Origin of the sequence: Pseudoalteromonas sp. MMG007 (genome assembly GCF_018100985.1) — a bacterium.
GTDB lineage: Bacteria > Pseudomonadota > Gammaproteobacteria > Enterobacterales > Alteromonadaceae > Pseudoalteromonas.
Map to the genome: position 1 here is coordinate 1 of NZ_JAGJEI010000023.1, position 20,484 is coordinate 20,484.

Annotated in this window: 14 protein-coding genes; 1 reads left to right on the forward strand and 13 read right to left on the reverse strand. The window is 38.5% G+C overall.

Features of this window, described 5'->3' with window-relative positions:
- Nucleotides 1–105 precede the first annotated feature (105 nt).
- The 12 genes from J8L71_RS17945 to J8L71_RS18000 form a co-directional block, all read right to left on the reverse strand.
- Entirely contained in the window at nucleotides 106–3,066 is a 2,961-nt protein-coding gene (locus tag J8L71_RS17945) for a TonB-dependent receptor (RefSeq protein ID WP_211001735.1), read from the reverse strand.
- 635 nt (nucleotides 3,067–3,701) lie between these two features.
- A complete protein-coding gene (locus J8L71_RS17950) occupies nucleotides 3,702–6,755 on the reverse strand; it encodes a TonB-dependent receptor (RefSeq protein WP_211001736.1) in 3,054 nt (1,017 codons plus the stop codon).
- A 669-nt stretch (nucleotides 6,756–7,424) separates the two neighbouring features.
- Complete coding sequence (locus J8L71_RS17955) at nucleotides 7,425–7,607, reverse strand: hypothetical protein (RefSeq protein ID WP_211001737.1); 183 nt, start codon at nucleotides 7,605–7,607, stop codon at nucleotides 7,425–7,427.
- Nucleotides 7,608–8,033: 426 nt separating this feature from the next.
- On the reverse strand, nucleotides 8,034–8,996 hold the full coding sequence (locus J8L71_RS17960) for a class 1 fructose-bisphosphatase (RefSeq protein WP_211001738.1): 963 nt from the start codon (nucleotides 8,994–8,996) through the stop codon (nucleotides 8,034–8,036).
- Nucleotides 8,996–10,075: a class II fructose-bisphosphate aldolase gene (gene fbaA / locus J8L71_RS17965; RefSeq protein ID WP_211001739.1), complete on the reverse strand. Its 1,080-nt coding sequence runs from the start codon at nucleotides 10,073–10,075 to the stop codon at nucleotides 8,996–8,998. The genes J8L71_RS17960 and fbaA overlap by 1 nt, the downstream gene beginning before the upstream one ends.
- A gap of 14 nt (nucleotides 10,076–10,089) precedes the next feature.
- Complete coding sequence (gene eda, locus J8L71_RS17970; protein WP_211001740.1) at nucleotides 10,090–10,707, reverse strand: bifunctional 4-hydroxy-2-oxoglutarate aldolase/2-dehydro-3-deoxy-phosphogluconate aldolase; 618 nt, start codon at nucleotides 10,705–10,707, stop codon at nucleotides 10,090–10,092.
- Nucleotides 10,708–10,763: 56 nt separating this feature from the next.
- The gene (locus tag J8L71_RS17975; RefSeq protein ID WP_211001741.1) at nucleotides 10,764–11,696 is read right to left on the reverse strand and encodes a sugar kinase; all 933 of its coding nucleotides are present in this window, start codon (nucleotides 11,694–11,696) and stop codon (nucleotides 10,764–10,766) included.
- Nucleotides 11,697–11,769: 73 nt separating this feature from the next.
- Complete coding sequence (locus J8L71_RS17980) at nucleotides 11,770–13,077, reverse strand: MFS transporter (RefSeq protein WP_211001742.1); 1,308 nt, start codon at nucleotides 13,075–13,077, stop codon at nucleotides 11,770–11,772.
- Between the two features lie 3 nt (nucleotides 13,078–13,080).
- On the reverse strand, nucleotides 13,081–13,425 hold the full coding sequence (locus J8L71_RS17985; RefSeq protein ID WP_024609426.1) for a cupin domain-containing protein: 345 nt from the start codon (nucleotides 13,423–13,425) through the stop codon (nucleotides 13,081–13,083).
- A 5-nt stretch (nucleotides 13,426–13,430) separates the two neighbouring features.
- Entirely contained in the window at nucleotides 13,431–15,644 is a 2,214-nt protein-coding gene (locus J8L71_RS17990) for a heparinase II/III family protein (protein WP_211001747.1), read from the reverse strand.
- Between the two features lie 5 nt (nucleotides 15,645–15,649).
- Complete coding sequence (locus tag J8L71_RS17995) at nucleotides 15,650–17,911, reverse strand: polysaccharide lyase 6 family protein (protein WP_211001743.1); 2,262 nt, start codon at nucleotides 17,909–17,911, stop codon at nucleotides 15,650–15,652.
- A gap of 143 nt (nucleotides 17,912–18,054) precedes the next feature.
- Nucleotides 18,055–18,933 carry an NAD(P)-dependent oxidoreductase gene (locus tag J8L71_RS18000; protein WP_211001744.1) on the reverse strand — a complete coding sequence of 293 codons (879 nt, stop codon included), beginning with the start codon at nucleotides 18,931–18,933 and terminating at the stop codon, nucleotides 18,055–18,057.
- Nucleotides 18,934–19,682: 749 nt separating this feature from the next.
- On the opposite strand from J8L71_RS18000, the gene gloA reads away from it, so the two are divergent.
- A complete protein-coding gene (gene gloA, locus J8L71_RS18005; protein WP_211001745.1) occupies nucleotides 19,683–20,084 on the forward strand; it encodes a lactoylglutathione lyase in 402 nt (133 codons plus the stop codon).
- 36 nt (nucleotides 20,085–20,120) lie between these two features.
- Here the strand turns inward: gloA and J8L71_RS18010 are convergent, their stop codons facing one another.
- Nucleotides 20,121–20,387 carry a DksA/TraR family C4-type zinc finger protein gene (locus J8L71_RS18010; protein ID WP_211001746.1) on the reverse strand — a complete coding sequence of 89 codons (267 nt, stop codon included), beginning with the start codon at nucleotides 20,385–20,387 and terminating at the stop codon, nucleotides 20,121–20,123.
- Nucleotides 20,388–20,484: the final 97 nt, after the last annotated feature.

The following is a 20,484-nucleotide window of genomic DNA, read 5'->3' on the forward strand; positions in this document are numbered from 1 at the left end:
GTGTAAACACATTTCAGGACAAGACAGCTTTAATACAAAAAAAAGCAAGCCATGCGGCTTGCTTTTACTGCCCGTACAGGCAACACACTCTCAATATTTTATTTTTTAAAAACGGTAGCTAGCACCTAGTGTTATACGACGGTCTGTTAGACCTTGGAAACACAATAGTGCGCTTTCGTTTACACAAGACTGGCTAATTTCAGATTCAGTAATATTTACCGCCTCTAAACCAATATTTAGTTGCTCGTTTACATCGTAACTAATGCTTGCATTAAGCTGTCCACGATCTTCTTGTACCACTGGGAAGCCCCACGGGAAGCTAGACGTACTACCAAAGTCATTTGAGCGGTAGCCTTCACGCCATGTGTAGCGCATACGTGCTGATAACCCAAATTTCTCGTAGTACAAAGTAAAGTTATAAGCATTTTCTGATAAGTTAAGTAAGCCTTGTATCTCGCTTACATCAATACCTGGCGTGCCAGTTGTTGCTGCAAATACACTACTTGCTCTAGACGTTGCTGAATTTTCGGTTTCGCCGCCAGAGAACTCTTGAATTGTATAGTTAGCTAAAACACCAAAGCCAGACGCCCAACCAATATCTTTTTCAAAGCTTGAAAGGTCGTATTGGAAGGCAAACTCAATCCCTTTTTGGGTTGTTTCGCCGCTATCGTTTACTTTGGTTTCTGTACCTACACACACACCGCGACCATTTTCAGGGCCAAATACGTTAATATCTGCAATTGGGTTAAATATACCACCACCTTCACACGGATCCGTTAAATCACGAAAGCCTGTTACTGGGTCTTCTACTGGTGATGTTAACTGATTAACATGTAATTCTTTACGCGTTTTGTGGAATATACCTACACTAAATACACTTGCTTCAGTAAAGTACCATTCAGCTGATAAGTCATAAGAAAGCACTTCTTCTGGCTTTAAGGCAGGGTTACCAAATTCAACTTCGTCATTTGGACTAGTGCTATAGGTAACAGATGTAGATAGGTCATTGTAATCAGGGCGACGAATATCTTTACCAACACCAAAGCGAACAAGTACGTCTTCTGATACGTCGGCTACAAGGTTTAATCGTGGTAAAATAAAGTCATAATCTGATTCATTTGTAATGCGCGTCACAAGCTCATTACCACTGCCATCTACGGTTACAGAATTACCTGTAGACTCTACGTCAGTTTGGATGTAACGTACGCCAAAGTTACCGCGAATCATTTCGTATTCAAAATTAGCTTGCGCATATAACGCATGCGTAGTTTCTTCTATATCAAAAAAGCCTGCAGAGCTTGATGTTGGCGCGTTTAATGTTTTACTTGAGCCATGCGCTGTCATTGCAGCTTGCAGTGTAGCAAGTACCGCATCAGGGTCTGATGCTACAAGCTCTGGGTCAATAAGTAAAAAATCACCAATGTATAACGAACGACCATCTGCTTCATTAAAGTTATCTGGGCCAGCTACTAATAAGTCAGCAAACAAATCTCCCGATGGACTATCAGCCATTGTTCTTAAACCAATACTTGATGTAATTTCGTTTTGCTTACTTTGTGATTTGCTGTAACGGTAACCAAAATCAACAGAGGTTATAATTGAATCGGTGTAATAAGTTGAGTCGATACGAAATGCATCTTCAGAGTTTTCTACCGTATCTTGGCCAATATTTACATCGCGAAGCACGACGTTTGCAGGATCTAGTAATTGCTCAACCGTAGGTGCGTATTCTGCCTCTTGTGCAATACCAAAGGCTAACGCACCGCCCGATAAATCATACTCAAATGGCACACTGTTATCATTACCGCCACCAGCATCTAAAGGGACATTTGGATTGATAAAGTTAAGCGTTGTATTAAAGCTTGGGGTTGTTGTATCTGAAGATGATGATGCAATTTCAGCGCTTACAAACCATTTATCGCCTTGCCACTCACCGCCTAATCTAAATATATTACTGTCAGTAACACGAGAATTTGTATCGCTTGAAAAACGAAGATTTGGATCGTCATCATCGTTTTCTAAATTTACTGGGATCACACCACTAAGCGCTGCTTGAATAGAGCCTAAGTTTGTACCACCGAGTGAACCAAAGTTCACAGTTTCAAACGAATCAGGGATAGAAATATCATTAAGTGCACTTACACCAGATGCTTGCACACGCGAACTTTCTTGGCGTCGCTCTTGATCATTTACGACTGCGTCAAAGTAAAACTTTGTATTGTCATTTGGTGCCCACTCAATGGTACCTACAAAGTTCTTAGTTTCGTATTCATAGTTATCGTAATCTTGTACAAAGAACTGGATTGGTAAAAAATCAAATGACTGTGCACTGGCTACGCCACTGTCTGAGGTAATAATGTTATCTCTGTCTGCACGAGGACGAAATGCTGTTACATCTTGCTCTGCGTAGCTGCCACTTACAAGTATACCAAATTTACCGTAGTCATCTGTCTCCCAGTTATCAGCAAACGTACCCGAAAAACGAGGTTGTAAACCACTATCTGTACTTAGGCTACTGCTTTCTCCTTGTACTCTGATTGTGGCTAATTGCTCTCCTAAATGAAGAGGACGAATGGTTTTAAGGTTAATTGTTCCACCAACAGAACCTTCAATGGTTTTAGCCTCTGGAGACTTTATAACTTCCAAACTTGATATAATTGATGCAGAAACATCTTCAAAGCTAATACCACTACGACCTGAGCCAGAGCCCACGGTAGATACCCCGTTTATTTCAGTACGGTTTGCATCTGTACCACGAATTTGTACGCCGGTACCCACACCCGCTTGGCGAGTAATTTGAATACCCGTTACGTTTTCTAGCACTTCTGCTAAGTTTTGGTCAGGTAGTTTACCAATATCTTCCGATTGAATAATCTCTACTAGACTATCTGCCGATCGCTTCTCAGCTAGGGCGTTAGTTAATGATTGGCGAATGCCCGAAACCTCAATAACTTCTAAATCGTCTTTCGCTTGCGGTTGAGCTTCTTGTGCCTGTGTTGACAAAGAAAAATTCAGTGCAGTGGCAGATATAACCGCCAGAGTAATTTTAGATAACTTGTGACTCATAGTTTTTTTCCTGTGTGTGTGAAATGCTATGTTTAACTCGCTACGCTTATCTTTGGTAAAACCTTTATTTATTACAAATCATTAACTCAATATTTACACCATTCAACTAAAAGGTCAAGTAAGTGGTAAGCTAGATTTATTCAAATACAACTCTACCTAACTTACCAAAAGTAAAGTTCATAAATTAGATAGTTTCAAATAAAGATTAAAAAACAATCTAAATATATGTTTTTAAATGTATTTAAAAATGGTGATAATTTATAAAACATCATTAAAAATACGCAATTTAGCAAGGTTCTTTGTTACAAATAAAATAAAAATTAACTATAAAAATCTTTATAAAGAAATTTTTATTGCACCAAATTGGTTAACCAAGCATATCCTCTAACACATTATTCGCTCTGTATAATCTAGACTTTGGTCATAAAAGTATTTATTCAATTAAATAGTTAATATTTAAATTTAGGCATATGAAATCAGTTTTTTACATTAGCAGCATGGATAAGTTACTGATCGAAATTTCAATAGTATGTTTAGGGAGGTGGTTTTAATTAAGAGGGAGTGTTGATGTTGTTTAACTATGGGCATTAAAAAAGGCGGTAAACCGCCTTTTTTATATTGTACTTTTGTTTTTACTAAAGCTTAAAGCTCATACCTAAGAACAGACGTGGGCCGTAATCATTTACTTCACCTAAGTTACCTTCCACAAAGAAATCTTGTGATTTAGGTGCACTAAATAAGTTAATTGCTTCGGCTTTAATTCTGAAGTGTTCATTAACTTTATAAGATGCGCGCATTTCCCATACACCTACACCGTCTACATAACGTAAGCGAGTGCCGTTGCTTGTGTAAGGTTGGAAGTACTCACTACGATATTTATAAATAACCGCAGTATCGAAGTCGCCAATTTGGTAGTAAAGTTGGCTACTAAATACATGCTTAGAGAAACCAGGAACTGAACCTGGCTCAACGATACCTTCTTTTAACTGTGTTGTATTACCATCAAGATCTGTAGTAAAAGTATCACCGTATAAGCTATCTTCAAACTCAAAGTCAGTATCTGCGAAGTTATAACCAAACTTCACACCGAGACCATTGTCCCAACGGTATGAGAACGATGCTTCTAGACCTACTATTTCGCTTTCATCGTCTGATGTAACAGAGTTAGTAATCGGCAGAGATACCGTTTCCCCGTCTATTGTAAATTCTTCTAGAACAGTCTGTTTCTCAAAACCACCTTGAAACTGCTTATAGTAAAGGCTAAACGCTACAATAGAGTCTTCATTAGGATACCATTCAACTGCCGCATCATAGTTCCACGACATTAAAGGTTGCGTTGATGGGTTACCCGAACCATTAACACCAATTAATAAATCAGAAAGTGACGTAGCTGCACCATCTTCATTACTACTTGTTGAAAATTCACGGTTATAGCTCAAATCTGAAGGGTCTGCACGAGACATACCACGGTAGATACCTGCACGCAGTAGTATATCTTCGCTGTAATCAACAACTAGGTTAAAGCTAGGTAGGTATTTTGTATAGCTTGAGCCACTTTCTACTTTATCAAGTGTTGTTGGATCTGATACTAGTTCAAGAAATCCGGTGTCTGCATCGGTACCGACAGAGTAATCTGCTCTGAAGCCAACTGAGGTTACCTCAGTATCAACTATACGAAGACCAAAGTTACCACGAATAAACTTACCAAACATTTCTGTATCGTAGCTAGCCATTAAATAGGCAGAGGTTGTTTTTTCTGTTACATCAACAGTACCTGTATTTTGGTAATCTACGTCTGGGTAGCCAAACTCACCGTTGTAATCAGAATCTGTTGCAGCTACTGCTTGAGAGAAACACACATTATCGTACGTCGCCCATGATGAACCTGTACCGCTAGCAATTACGTTACCGTCACTATCAACATTAGTTACGATATCGCCATCAGACACGCTTGATAAAAAGCCTGATTCAGGGAAGTCAATTTGACAACCTTGAAGAATTTCAAGTGCAGTATCATCGCCTATTGTGTACTCAACTCTTGAGCCATTACCACCGTTTCCAGTACCACCAAATTGTATGAAAGAAAGCTCAGATGTTCTGATACCACCTTCAATTTTAGTGAACATGCCACTATCTAATTCATAATCAAAATCTAAGCGCGCTGATTTAATAACATTTTCGCGAACATTCTCGCGATCTAAACGTGTTCTTAAACTATCAGTAAAGTTAGAAATATCTGTTACATCAAAATCAGTTAATGTGAAATGAGGAATTTCATCGCCCATATCCCATGTAAAATAGTTACGATCAGAGGTTCTGCCACGGTTTGATATTTGTAACTCTTCACGATCTGTTTTTGAGTATGCTAAATCAACACTCACTGTCAGTCGGTCTGTTACATTGTGCTCAATATTTAAACCATACCCTTGATAATTCTCTTCACGTGAAAATTGCTCACCGGATGATTCAATACGTTCTTCACCTTCCCAATGTAGAATACCGCCTACATCATTTGTAACAAGAGTCGGGCCCGTTACACCTGGCGTTGCACGTTTTTGTAAAAAGATTAGGTCATGACGCGCTTCTTGTTGAGTACGGTCAGATATTTGCGTATCAAAGTTAATATCCCAATCAGCTGAAGGTTGGTATTGCAGTGCAAAAAACATTGCGTCACGTTCATCTGATGTCTCGTTTTGACGAAAGCTTCGACTACTGCCAGTCCAAGCATACGGAGTACCATCACTAAAGGCTTTGCCTGTTTCAGGATCTATATTAGCGTCATAGCCTTGGTTCTTTAATTTTTCACCAGCTACCTGATCTTCACAATCACCTGCGCTGCTACGATAAAATCCTTCATTAGTATTATTAGGATCGTTTAAACATGCCCAAAGCGATGAACCTGAAGGGCTTGAGCTTCTATACTCTGCTTCAGGTGAGCTAACCTCTTGGCGCTGTACACCAAAAGACACACCAACTGCTTGGCCATTATCAAACTCATATTGATCAACATAACTGAATGTACCACGGTAACCCATATCACTTTGTAGTGAATTATCAACATTACCTTCATCAGGGTTATAGTTTAACTTAACTTCACCCGATACACGTTGTTTGCCGTAATCTAATGGCGTTACAGTTTCAAGCGCAATAACACCTGCAACACCACCTTCAATCATTGATGCATCTTGCGTTTTATAAATTGCTACTTTTTTAACAAGCTCTGATGGGAATTGTGAAAAATTAACTGAACGGTCACCACTACCATTTGTAGCTTCACGACCGTTAATGTGCGTTGCACTTAAAAACGGACCAAGACCACGGATAGTGATCTCTGTTGCTCCACCGTTTTCACGGTGCGATGCAGCACCAGTGATTGATTCTAGTGCTTCACCAATAGAGAGAGCAGGTAAGTCACCAATATCTTCTGATGATAAACCATCAACAACTGTTGTCGCTTCTCGCTTTATGGCAATTTGATCTTGTATTGTTCTTCGGGTACCTGTAACACTTATAATTTCTACGTCTTCTTCAACTTCTGTCGTTTTTCCCTGTTCTTGTTGTGCACTTGCCGAAAATGCACAAGAAGTTGCCATACCTGCTATGACCGCTGTTCTTACCCATTTGGCAACAGGTCTTAATGCAAACTGCCCTGTTATAGAATTATTATTCTTTATTGACTTCAACGACATTTGAATTCTCCGCTGGTTGTTGTTGTGTGATTTAAGTGTGTTAGCCTGTTAAGCTTTTGTATATATAATGTGTCTTCTGGGCTTAATATACTTAAACACCTATTCATGATCAACCAATTTAAGCTTTAAATATTACCATAAGGTATACCAATTAAAGATAACCTGCATTACCGACATGTCATGTAGGTTTAATGCATAACTTGTAATTATTTAAAAACAAAAAGTTCCAACATGGGGTTTATTGTTTATAAAGGCGTTTTATTTTTTCTGCTGCCTAAGTAGAACTAGCGCCTAGCTGAGAGTGGTGCATATAAGTAAGCTGTTTGGCGCCTGCTAATGCACCTGCAGGAGCAACTTCAATTAATGTACTTTCAAAAGTAACATACTCAAGTACCTTTTTATAACTGACTACTGGGTTTTGGCCAATTGCGCCGTCGGTTTCAAATGTACCATTACCATTAAGGTTTCTAATTGCTCACCAATCATTGCTGTCATCACCTGAAACTCGACTATCTACATAGCCAAAGTTATTGCTAAATACTGAGTGGTTGTGGTTTATTAAATCACAGGCGTATTTAAATGCCTGATCACTATCAGGTCTCTTCGGATAAAATAAGCCTAAAAAGAGTGTATTTTCAGCAGTAGGTTCGTCTTCTGCAGGTTCTTTACTCAGTCATTAGCAATTGGATTGAGAATATGAGATTCATTTATTACGCTATCACCCATGTGAAGGCCATGCACAATTATAAGTAAATCTATGTGCCCCATCACTGGCTTCACCAACTGTATAGCATTAGTAACATGGCCTGATATACCATCAGGATTACAAAATGCGAAGTGTTTTAATTTCATGGAGACTATCACTAAGCGACTTTATGTTTTTTATATTTGGCTAGTTATTTGATGTGTTAAAAAACACCCGAAAGTTCTTACCAACTTATTTAAAGTCTAAAGAAATTGAAAATTGTTAATACAGCCATATCCAAATAAATTTTTGTCAGTGTGCTGACCAATTAAACCACAATAAAAAACATTTAATTAACTAAGGTAATTTACAGTTGTCACTTAAACTTTATTTTTTAACTAATTTGAAATTAACAAAGTTTGAGTTGTTCTTTATGGGTATTGTAGTGAAAGAGGAAAAAAATAATAAAAGGGGTTATAGCTGTAGTAAAATTTTTTGTAGCTGCCTAAGTGGAGTTATAATTTCATGTCAATGGTTGAAAAGTTAAAGCAGGAGAAATTTTCGTCCTACTTTAACGTAAGGTCAGTGCTTATCTATTTAAATGTATTGTTGTAAAACTCAACGGGCTCTTGTGAGCCCATAGCAACAGGCACTCGTTGATGTAAGCTAGACGGAGCGATATCTAAAATCCGATTACCTCTAGAGGTGGCTTTACCACCGGCATTTTCCATTAATAACGCAAGTGGATTTGCTTCGTAAAGTAATCTTATTTTACCATTATCATTACCGCTTCGCTTGTCTTGAGGATACAAAAACAATCCGCCACGGCATAATATACGGTGAACATCACCAACCATTGCTGCATTCCAGCGCATTGAGCTTTTTTCAAAGCTCTCGCAGGTATAAAGCAATTTATCAAAATACACTTGTGTTGGCTCATCCCAGTAGCGGTAATTTGCCATATTGACTGCAAATTCTCTGCTTTGTTTTGGTACATCTAACTGCTTATTAGTTAACAAGTACCCGCCATGAGTAGAATCCAGCGTATAGCATCGCGTAGGACCGCCCGTACTCATTATAAGTAATGACGAAGGGCCATATAAAACATAACCTGCGCAAACTTGATTAGTACCCGGTTGCTTAAATTGCTCGTCACTATCGTAAGCTACGTCATCTCGTGCTGGGTAAATTGTAAATATGGTACCTATTTGGCCATTCACATCAATATTTGATGAACCATCGAGAGGGTCAAAAGCAACTATAAATTTGCCATCAGGGTGGGCCCCTACTACATGATCCTCTTCTTCCGATGCTACAGACTTGACTAATGTGTCATCTATTAATATATCTTTCAAAAGTTGATTAGCAATTACATCTAATTTTTTTTGTACTTCACCTTGGACATTTTCGTTTAGCGTTGAACCTAAAACGCCAGCCAGTTCGCCTTGGCTTACTCTAAAAGCAATTTCTTTTGATGTCGCTAAAATAGTACGTATAAGTAAAATAAGGTCGGTTTCTACACCGTCTTCTTTAAGAACTGTATTTAATCTTTTCATTAATTGTACCTATTTACACAATTAAGATCGGTAAAGCATTGTTCGAGTCTTGTGACCATACTTTGCTCAGAGTGACGAAGCCATACACGTGGATCGTAATATTTTTTGTTTGGCTTATCATCGCCATCAGGATTACCAATCTGGCCATGTAGATAAGCTTGCTTATCTTTGTAGTAATCTAAAATACCATTCCAACACGCCCATTGTGTATCAGTATCGATATTCATTTTTACTACGCCATAAGTTAATGATTCTGCAATTTTACTGTATTCAGAACCACTACCACCATGAAACACAAAGTTAATTGAATTATTAGGCAGGTTGAACTTATCTGATACGTAAGCTTGAGAATCTTTTAAAATACTTGGCGTTAGTACAACATTGCCAGGCTTGTACACACCATGAACATTGCCAAACGATGCGGCAATAATAAAGTTAGGGCTAATTTTACTTAATCGCTCATAAGCAAAAGCAACATCTTCAGGTTGCGTATATAAGGCCGAGCTATCTAGGTGAGAGTTATCAACACCATCTTCTTCACCGCCAGTACACCCTAACTCTATCTCAAGCGTCATTCCAATTTTAGCCATGCGTGCTAGGTAGCGCTCACATATTTCTATATTCTCCTCAAGAGATTCTTCAGAAAGATCGATCATGTGTGAACTAAATAGCGGCTTACCAGTTAATTCAAAGTGTCTTTCACCTTCATCAAGTAAACCATCTATCCAAGGTAACAATTTTTTAGCTGCATGATCGGTATGCAGCATTACGGGTACCTCGTAATGTGCAGCAACAGCATGGACATAACGAGCAGCGCTCACAGCACCAAGCACAGCAGCTTGCTGATCTGGCAACACTAAGCCCTTACCACAAAAAAATTGCGCACCACCATTAGACAATTGAATGATGGCTGGCGAGCTCATTTTTTTTGCTGCTTCTAGGGTTGCATTAATTGAAGTTGTACTTACAACATTAACGGCAGGTAAGGCATATTGGTTAGCACGAGCATGTTCATATACCACACTTACTTCGTCACCAACTATTACGCCAGGCAGTATTGCCGAGGCTAAATGTTCCATTGTTAGATTCCTTCTTACTTTATAGCTTCAATACACGAGTCAGTGATTGCTTGCCAGTTTTGCTCTTTGACCCACTCTTTCTTAGCGACCCATGTTCCACCTACTGCAAACACGTTGCTTAAAGATAGGTAATCCATTTTATTCTTCTCGCTTACACCACCCGTTGGGCAAAAACTAACTTCTCTAAAAACGCTTGATACAGCAGAAACAAATGGCGCACCACCAGCAAGCGATGCAGGGAATAACTTCTGCTCTTTAAAGCCATATTCAAGCGCCATCAAAATATCCCCTGTGTTTGATACACCAGGTAAAACAGGCACGTTACACTTTGTAAGTGCACTTAAAAGTTTAGGAGATACTGCTGGAGTTACAATAAAATCAGAACCCGCATCTATAGCTTGCTGTAAAATAGTTTCGTTAATAACTGTTCCTGCGCCAACTTTAAGCTCAGGCACTTGCTCTTTTATTGCTTTTAAAGCATCTAAAGATGCTTCTGTTCTAAGCACAACTTCTACTAATGTAAGGCCTGCATCTGCCATTGCTTTAGCAATTTGTACACCCTGCTCTGGCGTATCAGCTTGAATTATAGGTAGCAGTGTTTGCCCTGACATAAGTTCAGAAAAGAGAGTCATAACGTTGTTCCTTTATTTTTAAGTAGTGCGGCCGAGATAAGCGGCCTATAAATTTATTAAATGCCAGCTTTAGCCATTGCAAGCTGAAAAACATCTTTTGGAGCAATTGCGCCAGGCTGTTGAATAACAGTCCCTGCGGCTTTAGCACCAAGCTGTACTGCATCAGCAATAGATTTGCCAGATAAACGAGCGCCTAAGTAAACGCCATTAAAAGCATCCCCTGCTGATGTTGTATCAACAACATTAGTAACAGGTATTATTGTGTGACTTTGAAGTGTGTTGTCTAATTGGGTAATAACCGATTCAGGGCCATTTTTAACGATAATTTCGTCTATGTTATATATTTTTAAATATTCAATAACGTCTTCAACACTGTGAACATCGTAAAGGGTTGTTAAATCTTCAACGCCTGGCAGCGTTACATCAGCAAGACCAAATGCTAGGTCGTACTGCGTTTTCGTCTCATCAACACTATTCCACAAACGAGCGCGGTAATTAGGATCGAATACTATTTTTACGCCTGCAGTTTTTAATTGTTTTACTACATGCCAAAAATCTTCACGCGCATTTTCATCAATTACAGCAAGTGAAATGCCGGAAAAGAAAAACATATCACCTTGTGAAAGCTGTTTCACAACGTCTGTATTTAAAAAACTAACTACTTTTTTAGCTGCAGAATCGCTGCGCCAATAAATAAAGCTGCGCTCGCCAAAAGCATCTGTTTCTATGTAGTACATACCCGGTACTTTGCTTTCGTGAGCAAATACAAACTGAGTATCTAGTTGTTCACTTTCAAAGCGCTCTAACATTTTTTTACTTAAGTTGTCTTGGCCTAAAGCAGTTACAACGGATGTTGCTACTTCAGGAAAGCAACGCTTTAAATATACGGCAGAATTATAAACATCGCCTGCAAATGATTGGTGTAACGTCGCAGCGCTCATTGCTCTAAGCTCCACCATACACTCACCCATAAAGTAAATATTTTTCATTTTGGGAAATTATCCTTTGTAATAAACTGCTATGCGCAAGCACTGTTGTGTAGGCATAGCAGTTACTTTCAGATTAATCAGGCTTTTTCAGAGGTTCAATTTTTGGAATAAGAATCCAAACAGCAGCCATAGCAATAATGGCAAGCGATGCACCAATAATAAATGCAGGCGCATAATTACCGTCAGCAGTTAATATTGGTACTAAAGATGTAAGGCCCACTGCACCTAGCTTAGCCGCCATGCCAGAAAAACCAGACAAGGTACCTACTGCTTTTTTACCTAATAAGTCACTTGGTAAAGTTTGTACGTTACCAATTGCCGTTTGAAAGCCAAATAAAATAACAGCCATAATAATTACTGCAGTTGTTGGTCCACCAGGGTTTGCCATTGCTAATAATGAAGGCAACATAATTAAACAACCAAGCGTAATAGTAAGCTTACGTGTTTTATCTGTGTTCCAACCTGCTTTTAAGCGGTTCTGCGCCAATAAGCCACCAAACCATGCGCCAAACATTGCGCCTACGTAAGGTACCCAACCGTATATACCTATAGATTTAACATCCATTGCATATACTTCATTTAGATAAATTGGAATCCAAAAAACGAATAACCACCAAATAGGGTCAATTGCTGCAGAGGCAATAATTACACCCCAACTTTGCTTACGAGAAAGTAGCTCACCAGTAGATGGGTTATATTCTTCACCTTCATCATTTGTAACATCACCATTGTCATCAACACGACGTTGGCCTGTTAAAATGTACTCACGCTCTTCAGCTGATATCCAAGGATGTGAACCTGGTGGTGCTTTAACTAAAATAATCCATGGAACTAACCATAAAAAGCCCAATGCACCCACAAATACAAACACCATTTGCCAGCTAAAATATACTGTTAGATAAGCAATTAACGGTATTGCGATAATGCCACCAATAGCAGCACCTGAGTTAAAGATACCCTGTGCAAGCGCACGCTCTTTTGTAGGGAACCACTCGGCATTACCTTTAGCTGCGCCCGGCCAGTTCCCCGCCTCAGCTACACCTAAGATTGCGCGGAAAATACTTAAGCTTAAAACACCTTGTGCAAAAGCATGAGCAATAGTCGCTAACGACCACACACCAATCGACAACACAAAACCTAGGCGGGTACCCACCCAGTCAAATATTTTACCGAATATGGCTTGGCCAAATGCATAAGCAAACACAAACACAATCGATATATTTGCGTAAATTTGTTTACGTTCTAATGCAGACTCATCAGGAAACATTTCTTCTACAATGTCAGGCCATAAAACACTAAGTGCTTGACGGTCGATGTAGTTAATAATGGTAGCAAGTGCAATTAGCACTATAACCCACCAGCGTAAGCCTTGAATTTTCATAGGTTAATCCTCAAGAAAGTCTTCACGCGCCGGGCTAAAGGTATCAATTAAAATACCGCCAGTTGGGCAAGTAGCACCATGATCTGCAAATGGTGGAATTAGGCAGCTATCACCTGGTTTTAAGATTTTAGTTACGCCGTCAATATTAAAGTGAAACTCACCTTCAACTACGTAAGTTACTTGAGAGTGTCTGTGAGCATGGTTATAACCAATAGCTCCTTTTTCAAACCAAATTTTAACAGCCATTAATTCTTCGTTATAACCAAGCATTTGGCGTTTTAGGCCATTTCCTAAGTCTTCAATTTCGGTTTCGTTACCAAATGAAAAATGTGCGCTTTGCTTTTGCATCCTGTTTACTCCTGAGTATTCTTCAACGCATAAACGCCAAGACGGCCATTTAAGGTGAATGCTTTATTTTGAAATGTGAAATTGTTTTTAGCTGAGCTTTGTGACTTGTTAATTGCAACTAAATAAGGTGTATCTTTTACGTTTAGTTCAACAAGTACCACATCACCTTGTGTGCTGTATTTTAAATCTGAAACACGGCTAACAGCTTCTAATGTATATTCTTTACTTGGATTGTACTCACCGTGTGGCTCTAGCACCGATACAAATGTATGTTGCTTTTGTTTTTCTACACGACGTACAAAACCGTTTTCATTACGTAAATTAAAGTGAGGATCATTTGCGCCTATTTGAGTAAATAGAAATGATTCATCACCGTTAACTAGACTTGTTTGCGTATAAAAACGGCCATTGTCATTTAACCATGTCACCTTTGCTAACCCCTTTTCAGGCGTAGCTTGTCCTTTTAACCATAGGTGTTGATAACCGTTGCTCTCACCCAGTGCTTTGAGCTGATTTGTATTAGCAAGTAAGCCAAAGTTAGTATCAATCAATTGACCTTTATAGTGTAAAGGCAAGTCAAATTGATGCGCTTTATTTGCATCTACATCGAACACATCAAGTGCAACAGTGCTTTCTAGTTCTGCTAAGTTAACAAGTGCTAAAGTACGCTCTAGTTCAACCCCTTTGTAAGCTGTGCTTATTTCACCGCTTGCGACAGTGCCAAACTCATTGGTTTCAAAAAAGTTAAGCGTAGGATGGTTATTATTTCCTACTTCTACATTGGCATTAAAGTGAGATGTTTCATCTACAACAACGGTGTTGTGCGCAACAGTATGTTTAGCGTAGGTTTCGTTCTCTGGAAGATAACGGCCCCCATACTTAGCTTCTACATTTAAAAAGCGTGCTGCGCCGTAATCAGAGACGATTTCGTTACCATGGTCGTAAAACTGCCATGTAAGCTTATCAAAGTGGCCATGACCTAAACCTTGTGCAGCAGGTTTAAACAAAAGTGCTTGATCGCCACCTACCTCAGTACGCATAACAACTAAAGCGCCCTGCTTCCCATCGTTACCGTCGCCAAAGGCAACAGATTTGAATATGTATGGCGTTTCTTTTTTGTTATCAAGCGCTTGAGCAACCTTTAAACCGTCTCCCGTAAGAACGACTTGATCTTGATACTTAGCAATGTCCAGATAACCTGCATCGTTAGTTAAACCATACGCAGCGGTAACACCTTGCACTAATTCAATCGTATCAATACCTTTACTTTTTATAGCGTCGTTAATTGGGAAGAACAAACCGTTGTAACTAAGCTGAATAGTGGTATCGATTGCTTTTAGTAAGATCCCATCACGGTAATCAAAGATCTTTCTTTGCGGCTCGTTGTTTTCAATTGCTTTTGCAAAAGTAACAAACGGCAATAAGGCAAAGCGCTGATAGTAAGGCCCTTCATTATAGTAACCCTGAGGCGAGAACAGCATTTCTAGCTGCTTAACAAATCCGCCTTTGCCAGATTTTTTTAAATCATAAAGTGATTTTTCTACCCATTCAGGTTCATCTAACACATAACCTGCCATACCCACACCTGCAGTCGCCCAGGTACCATGGTTATGCACTTTATTAAATGTTGAAGGCTGACCTACTGACGTAAACAATGAAACAGGACGAAGTAAATCGTCTTCTATTACTTTTTTATTTTCATCACTTAGCGAGTCATGAATTAAGTCATAGGCTTGAATCGTGTATACAAGCCACATTGCTTCATTTAGGCTTTGCCAAAAAAACTTACCTGGGTTTTGAGAATTCATTTTACGCTTTGGGTGTAACCCTAGCGTAGGGTAAAGCTCAGCGTATTCAAGCAACATGTCGCGCACATAATTTGCGTATTTTTCATCTTGGCTTAATTGATAAATCACACCTGCGCTGTACATAAGTTGATAATTTTTTTTGTGTTGCTCATGGGTGTAGCCCCCGCCACCATCTTTTGGCACCGGTACAGTAATTGGCTGTGCCATTTGCTCATCAACTTGCGCTTTTAACGTGTCATAAGCGAGTGCAAACTTTCCATTTTCATGTGAGCTGATAGCTTGGCGCATCAACTTTACATCGTCGGTTGTAATAACTAAATTAGGGTGCGCTGCATGTGCTCCTAAAGATAAAAGTAAGGTCGCTGCTAAAGACGCGATTTTGAAACTTTTTAGACGTTTAAGTACTTTCATCATTATTACCCCGCCTTCTTGTTTGTCGTTTTATTGTTTTTTATTATCGCTGTGTGCGGGCCTTTTACTCTCAGTTCTTTAACACTTGGAGATTTTGTAGCATTAAATGTATTGTTTAATATCTGTGTTTTAGGTTCACCCACAGTATGCTCTACGACTATTGGAGCCGATTCAACAAACTGATTGTCACTGATGTTGGTAACTTGAACGCCGTGAACATATACGCTTGCTTGCTCTTTATTACGCTTACCAAGGCCTACGTTGTTTAGTGTGTTATTGCTCATTTGAAGGTGTGGGCCAAACGTACTCTCGTCATTACCACCACGATAAAGCTTAAGCAAAGCGCCATCCACGTTGTTAAATGTATTATTTTTTACAATTACGTATTCAGCGTTGTAAATACCTAAGTCTTCAATTTCGGTATTAAGGCTAATTACATTGCCAGTTACGTTATCGAATGTATTGCTTGTTAGCACAACTTCATCAGCCATCGCACCTTTGCCAGTAACAAAAAAGTGAAACGAGTGATTAATATCTAAATGAGTGATTTTAGAGTTATGCATTTCAAAGCGGTAGTTTTCAATCATGCCCCACTTTTTAGTACGCACAACACTGTTATTAATAGCATCTGGTGCATTTTCACCCGAAATACTAAGCCCATCGAGCTTTAAACTTCCACCGTCGTGAATTTCAAATAATGTAGAGCGCTGAAAAGTAAGCTTTGCTTGGCCTACATTTTTAGCTTTTAAAGTAAGTACTTTATTTATTTGAACAAGCTTTGATACATCATACTGGCCATTCTCAAGCTCTAAAGTATCGCCTGATTGAGCGCTTTCAATCGCTTTTAACAAGGCATTTGCATCAGCTTTTACAGTATGCGTTTTTCCTGAATCAAATTTGACTAAGGCAGGTACTTTTGGATACCAGCTCACACCTGTATCTTCTTTTTTAAGTACTTTTAAGTCTCGTTTTGCACCCACTTTAATCTTAGTAGATTCAGGATAAAGCAAACCATTGCTCGCTTTAGTTAACGCTACAGTTTGTGTTTTTACACCATAAGCTAACTCATCAAGTACTTTAGTGTTTGCAACGTTATTACTAAAAGCAATACCACTTACATCATCAAATGTAGTAAACGGCTGCTGCTCATTTTGATTAATAATGAGGTTGTTTTTCATGACGCTATTTTTAGGAGCAGCACTGCGTTCAGCGTCACTGCCGGCAGCAAGTTGTATGTGCTGAACATTTACAAATGTATTATTTTCAATGGTTGCGTTTTCTACTTGGTGATAACGGTTTATCGATGAATTTGGTACACCGTTCATTACTGTAAAACCACTACCAAAACGGTACCCCGTTAAACCTTGTAAATAGTTATTTTTAACAGTTTGGCCTTTATTAATAACGCGAATACCACCGGTGTGATCTACCCCATTACCAAAGAAAATGTTTTCTTCAATAAGGTTATCGTTACCATGTCGAAGCGTTAACGTACCACGCGCTTCAAAAAATACGTTATTACGAATAATATTTTTGCCAGACTTGACTGAAATAATTTCTACTTCACCATTAGTACGTTCAAAATAATTGTTCTCTACTAATGTGTGTGAATCAGTTAATGAGTAATGACTGGTGCCAATGCGAAGTGTTTCGCCACCATTTGAGCCAAATGTAGGGCGGTAACCGAAAAAGTTATTATTGATTTTGTGGTAATTTTTCTGGCTTTGCTCTGTATTTAAACGAACTGCAACAGTCACCCCTTTATTACGCTTACCGACTAAATGACTGTGATCAAACTGGTTATGCTGACCATATAGCGCAACCCAGTAATCTGACTCGCGTTTGTCTGGATTATTGTAATTATCGATTACGACTTCAGTTACACGTGAGTTATAGGCTAAGTGGTTTTTATCTTTACGAAATTCAATAACAGCAGAACTTGGCGTGTAGCCATTTTTGAATACTAAACCCGAAACCTCTAAATATTTACCGGCAAGTCTTAGGTTTGATTGCCCAGATAAAATTACTTTGCCGTTTGTTTCTGCGGTTAATAAAATAGGAGAGTTTTTTGTACCTTGGCCTTCAAGTAGGATTTCGAAGTCAGACCATGTACCATTTTTAAGGATTACTTTGTCGCCAGCGACTAAGTTAGAAGATATATCACTGAAAGCTTGCTTATCATCTACAAAATAATCTTTGGCTGTTAATTGTGTAGATATACAACCAATGAGAACTAAGCTTAGCTTTATTGTGTTAGTAAAACGCATAGTTAACTCTTTATATTGTGACTCGAATTAGGCTCTATGAATATTTAAATATGTTTTTTGTACAAAGCAGACTAAATCTCGTCAATCGATAGTGTGTGTGGGCGCTTAAACTAAATAGTTAAGCGCCATATATTGAGTCTTTATTACTTATTTAATTGTTTAAAGTAATCAAAGATCTCTGGTACGTTGCCTTGACCCATGCCTGCATCAAATGCGGCTTGTAGATTAGCTGATGAACCTTCAGCAATTTTTGATTCAGTACCTAAGTCTTCAACCATTTGAAGGAAGTAACCTAAATCTTTGTTCGCATTAGCAATAGAAAAACCAAGGTCACTAACATCGTCAACCGCATAATTTTTACAAAATTGCATGAATGGTGAGTTTGAAGGACCAGTAGACATAATGTCGAAAAGTTGCTGACGATCAACGCCCGCACGATCAGCTACTGCAAAAGCTTGTGACATTGCACATACCGTTGTCATACCCATAAAGTTATTGATTAACTTAGTAGTATGACCTGCACCTAGCTCACCAAGGTGAAATACGTTCTCGCCTTGATCTTCAAGTACTGGTTTAACTTTATTAAATGTATCAATATCGCCCGCAGCCATGATGTTTAATAGGCCATCTTTAGCGTGCGCAGGAGTACGACCTAGAGGAGCATCAATCATGCCTGCACCTTTAGCTGCTAAATCAGCGCCAATCTTTTTAGTAGATGATGGAATAGAAGTACCAAAATCAACTAATACTGCGCCTTCTTTAATACCAGCTAAGATACCGTCTTCTGCGTATACAATTTTTTCAACAACAGCTGATGTTGTTAGACAAAACATAACAATATCTGAAGCTTCAGCCAGCTCTTTTGCAGTGCTTGCTGTTTTTGCGCCTCTAGCAACACATGCTGCAACCGCATCTTTGCTAAGGTCCATAACAATTAGCTCATAGCCTTTGTTTTGTAAATTTTCGGCCATATTGCCGCCCATTAAGCCTAAGCCGATGAAACCGATGACAGGTTTTGACATGAATAACTCCTAAATATGTTGGCGCATACTTTTATGATTACGAGTAAAAGTTACTCTATAAATAAATACGCTGTGTCTTTTGTTTCAATTTGTAGAGTAAATTTTAGCTTGAGTTATTTTATTAATTAACCTGTGCAAAAATGTAACTCTGATTAATTACCAATACATTGTATTCACTCAAACCAAGCAACTTACCAATTGGTATGCAAAAACTGTATTACCATACATGTTTTTTGTCAACCAATAAGTTAACCAAGTAAATTAGCTAATTTAGTAACCGCTTTAACACAAAAAACAATTTACCATTAATTTCAGTAAGTTAAGCCGATAAAAAAGCTTATTTTCATAGTCATTTTTTGTTAGCAATATTGTTACTTTTTTTCTACCAATGGGTTGACCAATAGTCATCATATCATTACCAAAATATATAAAACCTTGTTGACTGACTTTAAAATTGCTCATTTATAATGACTAGTCTTAGTCAATTTTTGTTTTAGAGATTGTATGTATGAGCGATTTGAGCTTCTATTTATATTTAGCTTGTGCGTACGATATAGATTACAAAAGCTTTCAAAAAGAATAAAATGTGTATTTATAATATTAAGTAACGCTCCATTAGGTGCGATATAACAACCGTCACTGTTTAACGTGAATGGTTTAAATGCCTTTATAACAATTGCTAAATCGCTTTAATTTAGTAGCTACTGTTTAATAAAAGGTTTTAAATTAAAAATAACGAGGGAATTAAAATGCGCTTATTACATACCATGTTACGTGTAGCCGACCTAGATAAATCGATTGCCTTTTATACACAAGTATTAGGTATGCAGGAACTTCGCCGCTCTCAAAACGAGGAGTATCGTTATACTCTCGCTTTTATTGGTTATGGAAAAGAAGAAAGTAATACCGTTTTAGAGCTTACATATAATTGGGATGAGAATAACTATGACCTAGGTAATGCTTACGGACATATCGCTATTGAATTTGATGATATTTACAAAGCATGTGATGCAATAAAAGCTGCCGGCGGTAATGTGAGTCGCGAACCAGGCCCAGTAAAAGGCGGCACAACTGAAATAGCCTTCGTTAAAGACCCTGATGGTTATTCAATAGAACTTATTCAGAAAAAAGAAAATATGAGTGAGTTTTAATAATTTAATAAGATAAAAGGTGCCATTAAGCACCTTTTATCGTAATTGACTATCTTTACTGCCACGACGATTAACGCCATTCAACTTTTTACCCTGAGCCTCAAGCTCGCTTTGGCACGAAACACAATACCTCACCCCGGGCAAAGCTAATCTTCTCGCTTGAGAGATTTTACAATCACATTCATCACAATACTCAGCGCTGGCTCCAGATATTAAGTTTTGCCTTGCATATTGCACAGCATCGTTAACACTCGCGTCAATTTGATCTTGAATTGCGCCATCTCGCGCCCAACCACTGGCCATAATTATCTCCTAAAATAGTAATAGGTTAGCTTTATGCTAGCAACGGAATACTTTATTAGTGCTGAATAAATGATTTTTGGATTTTTGGATTTTTGGA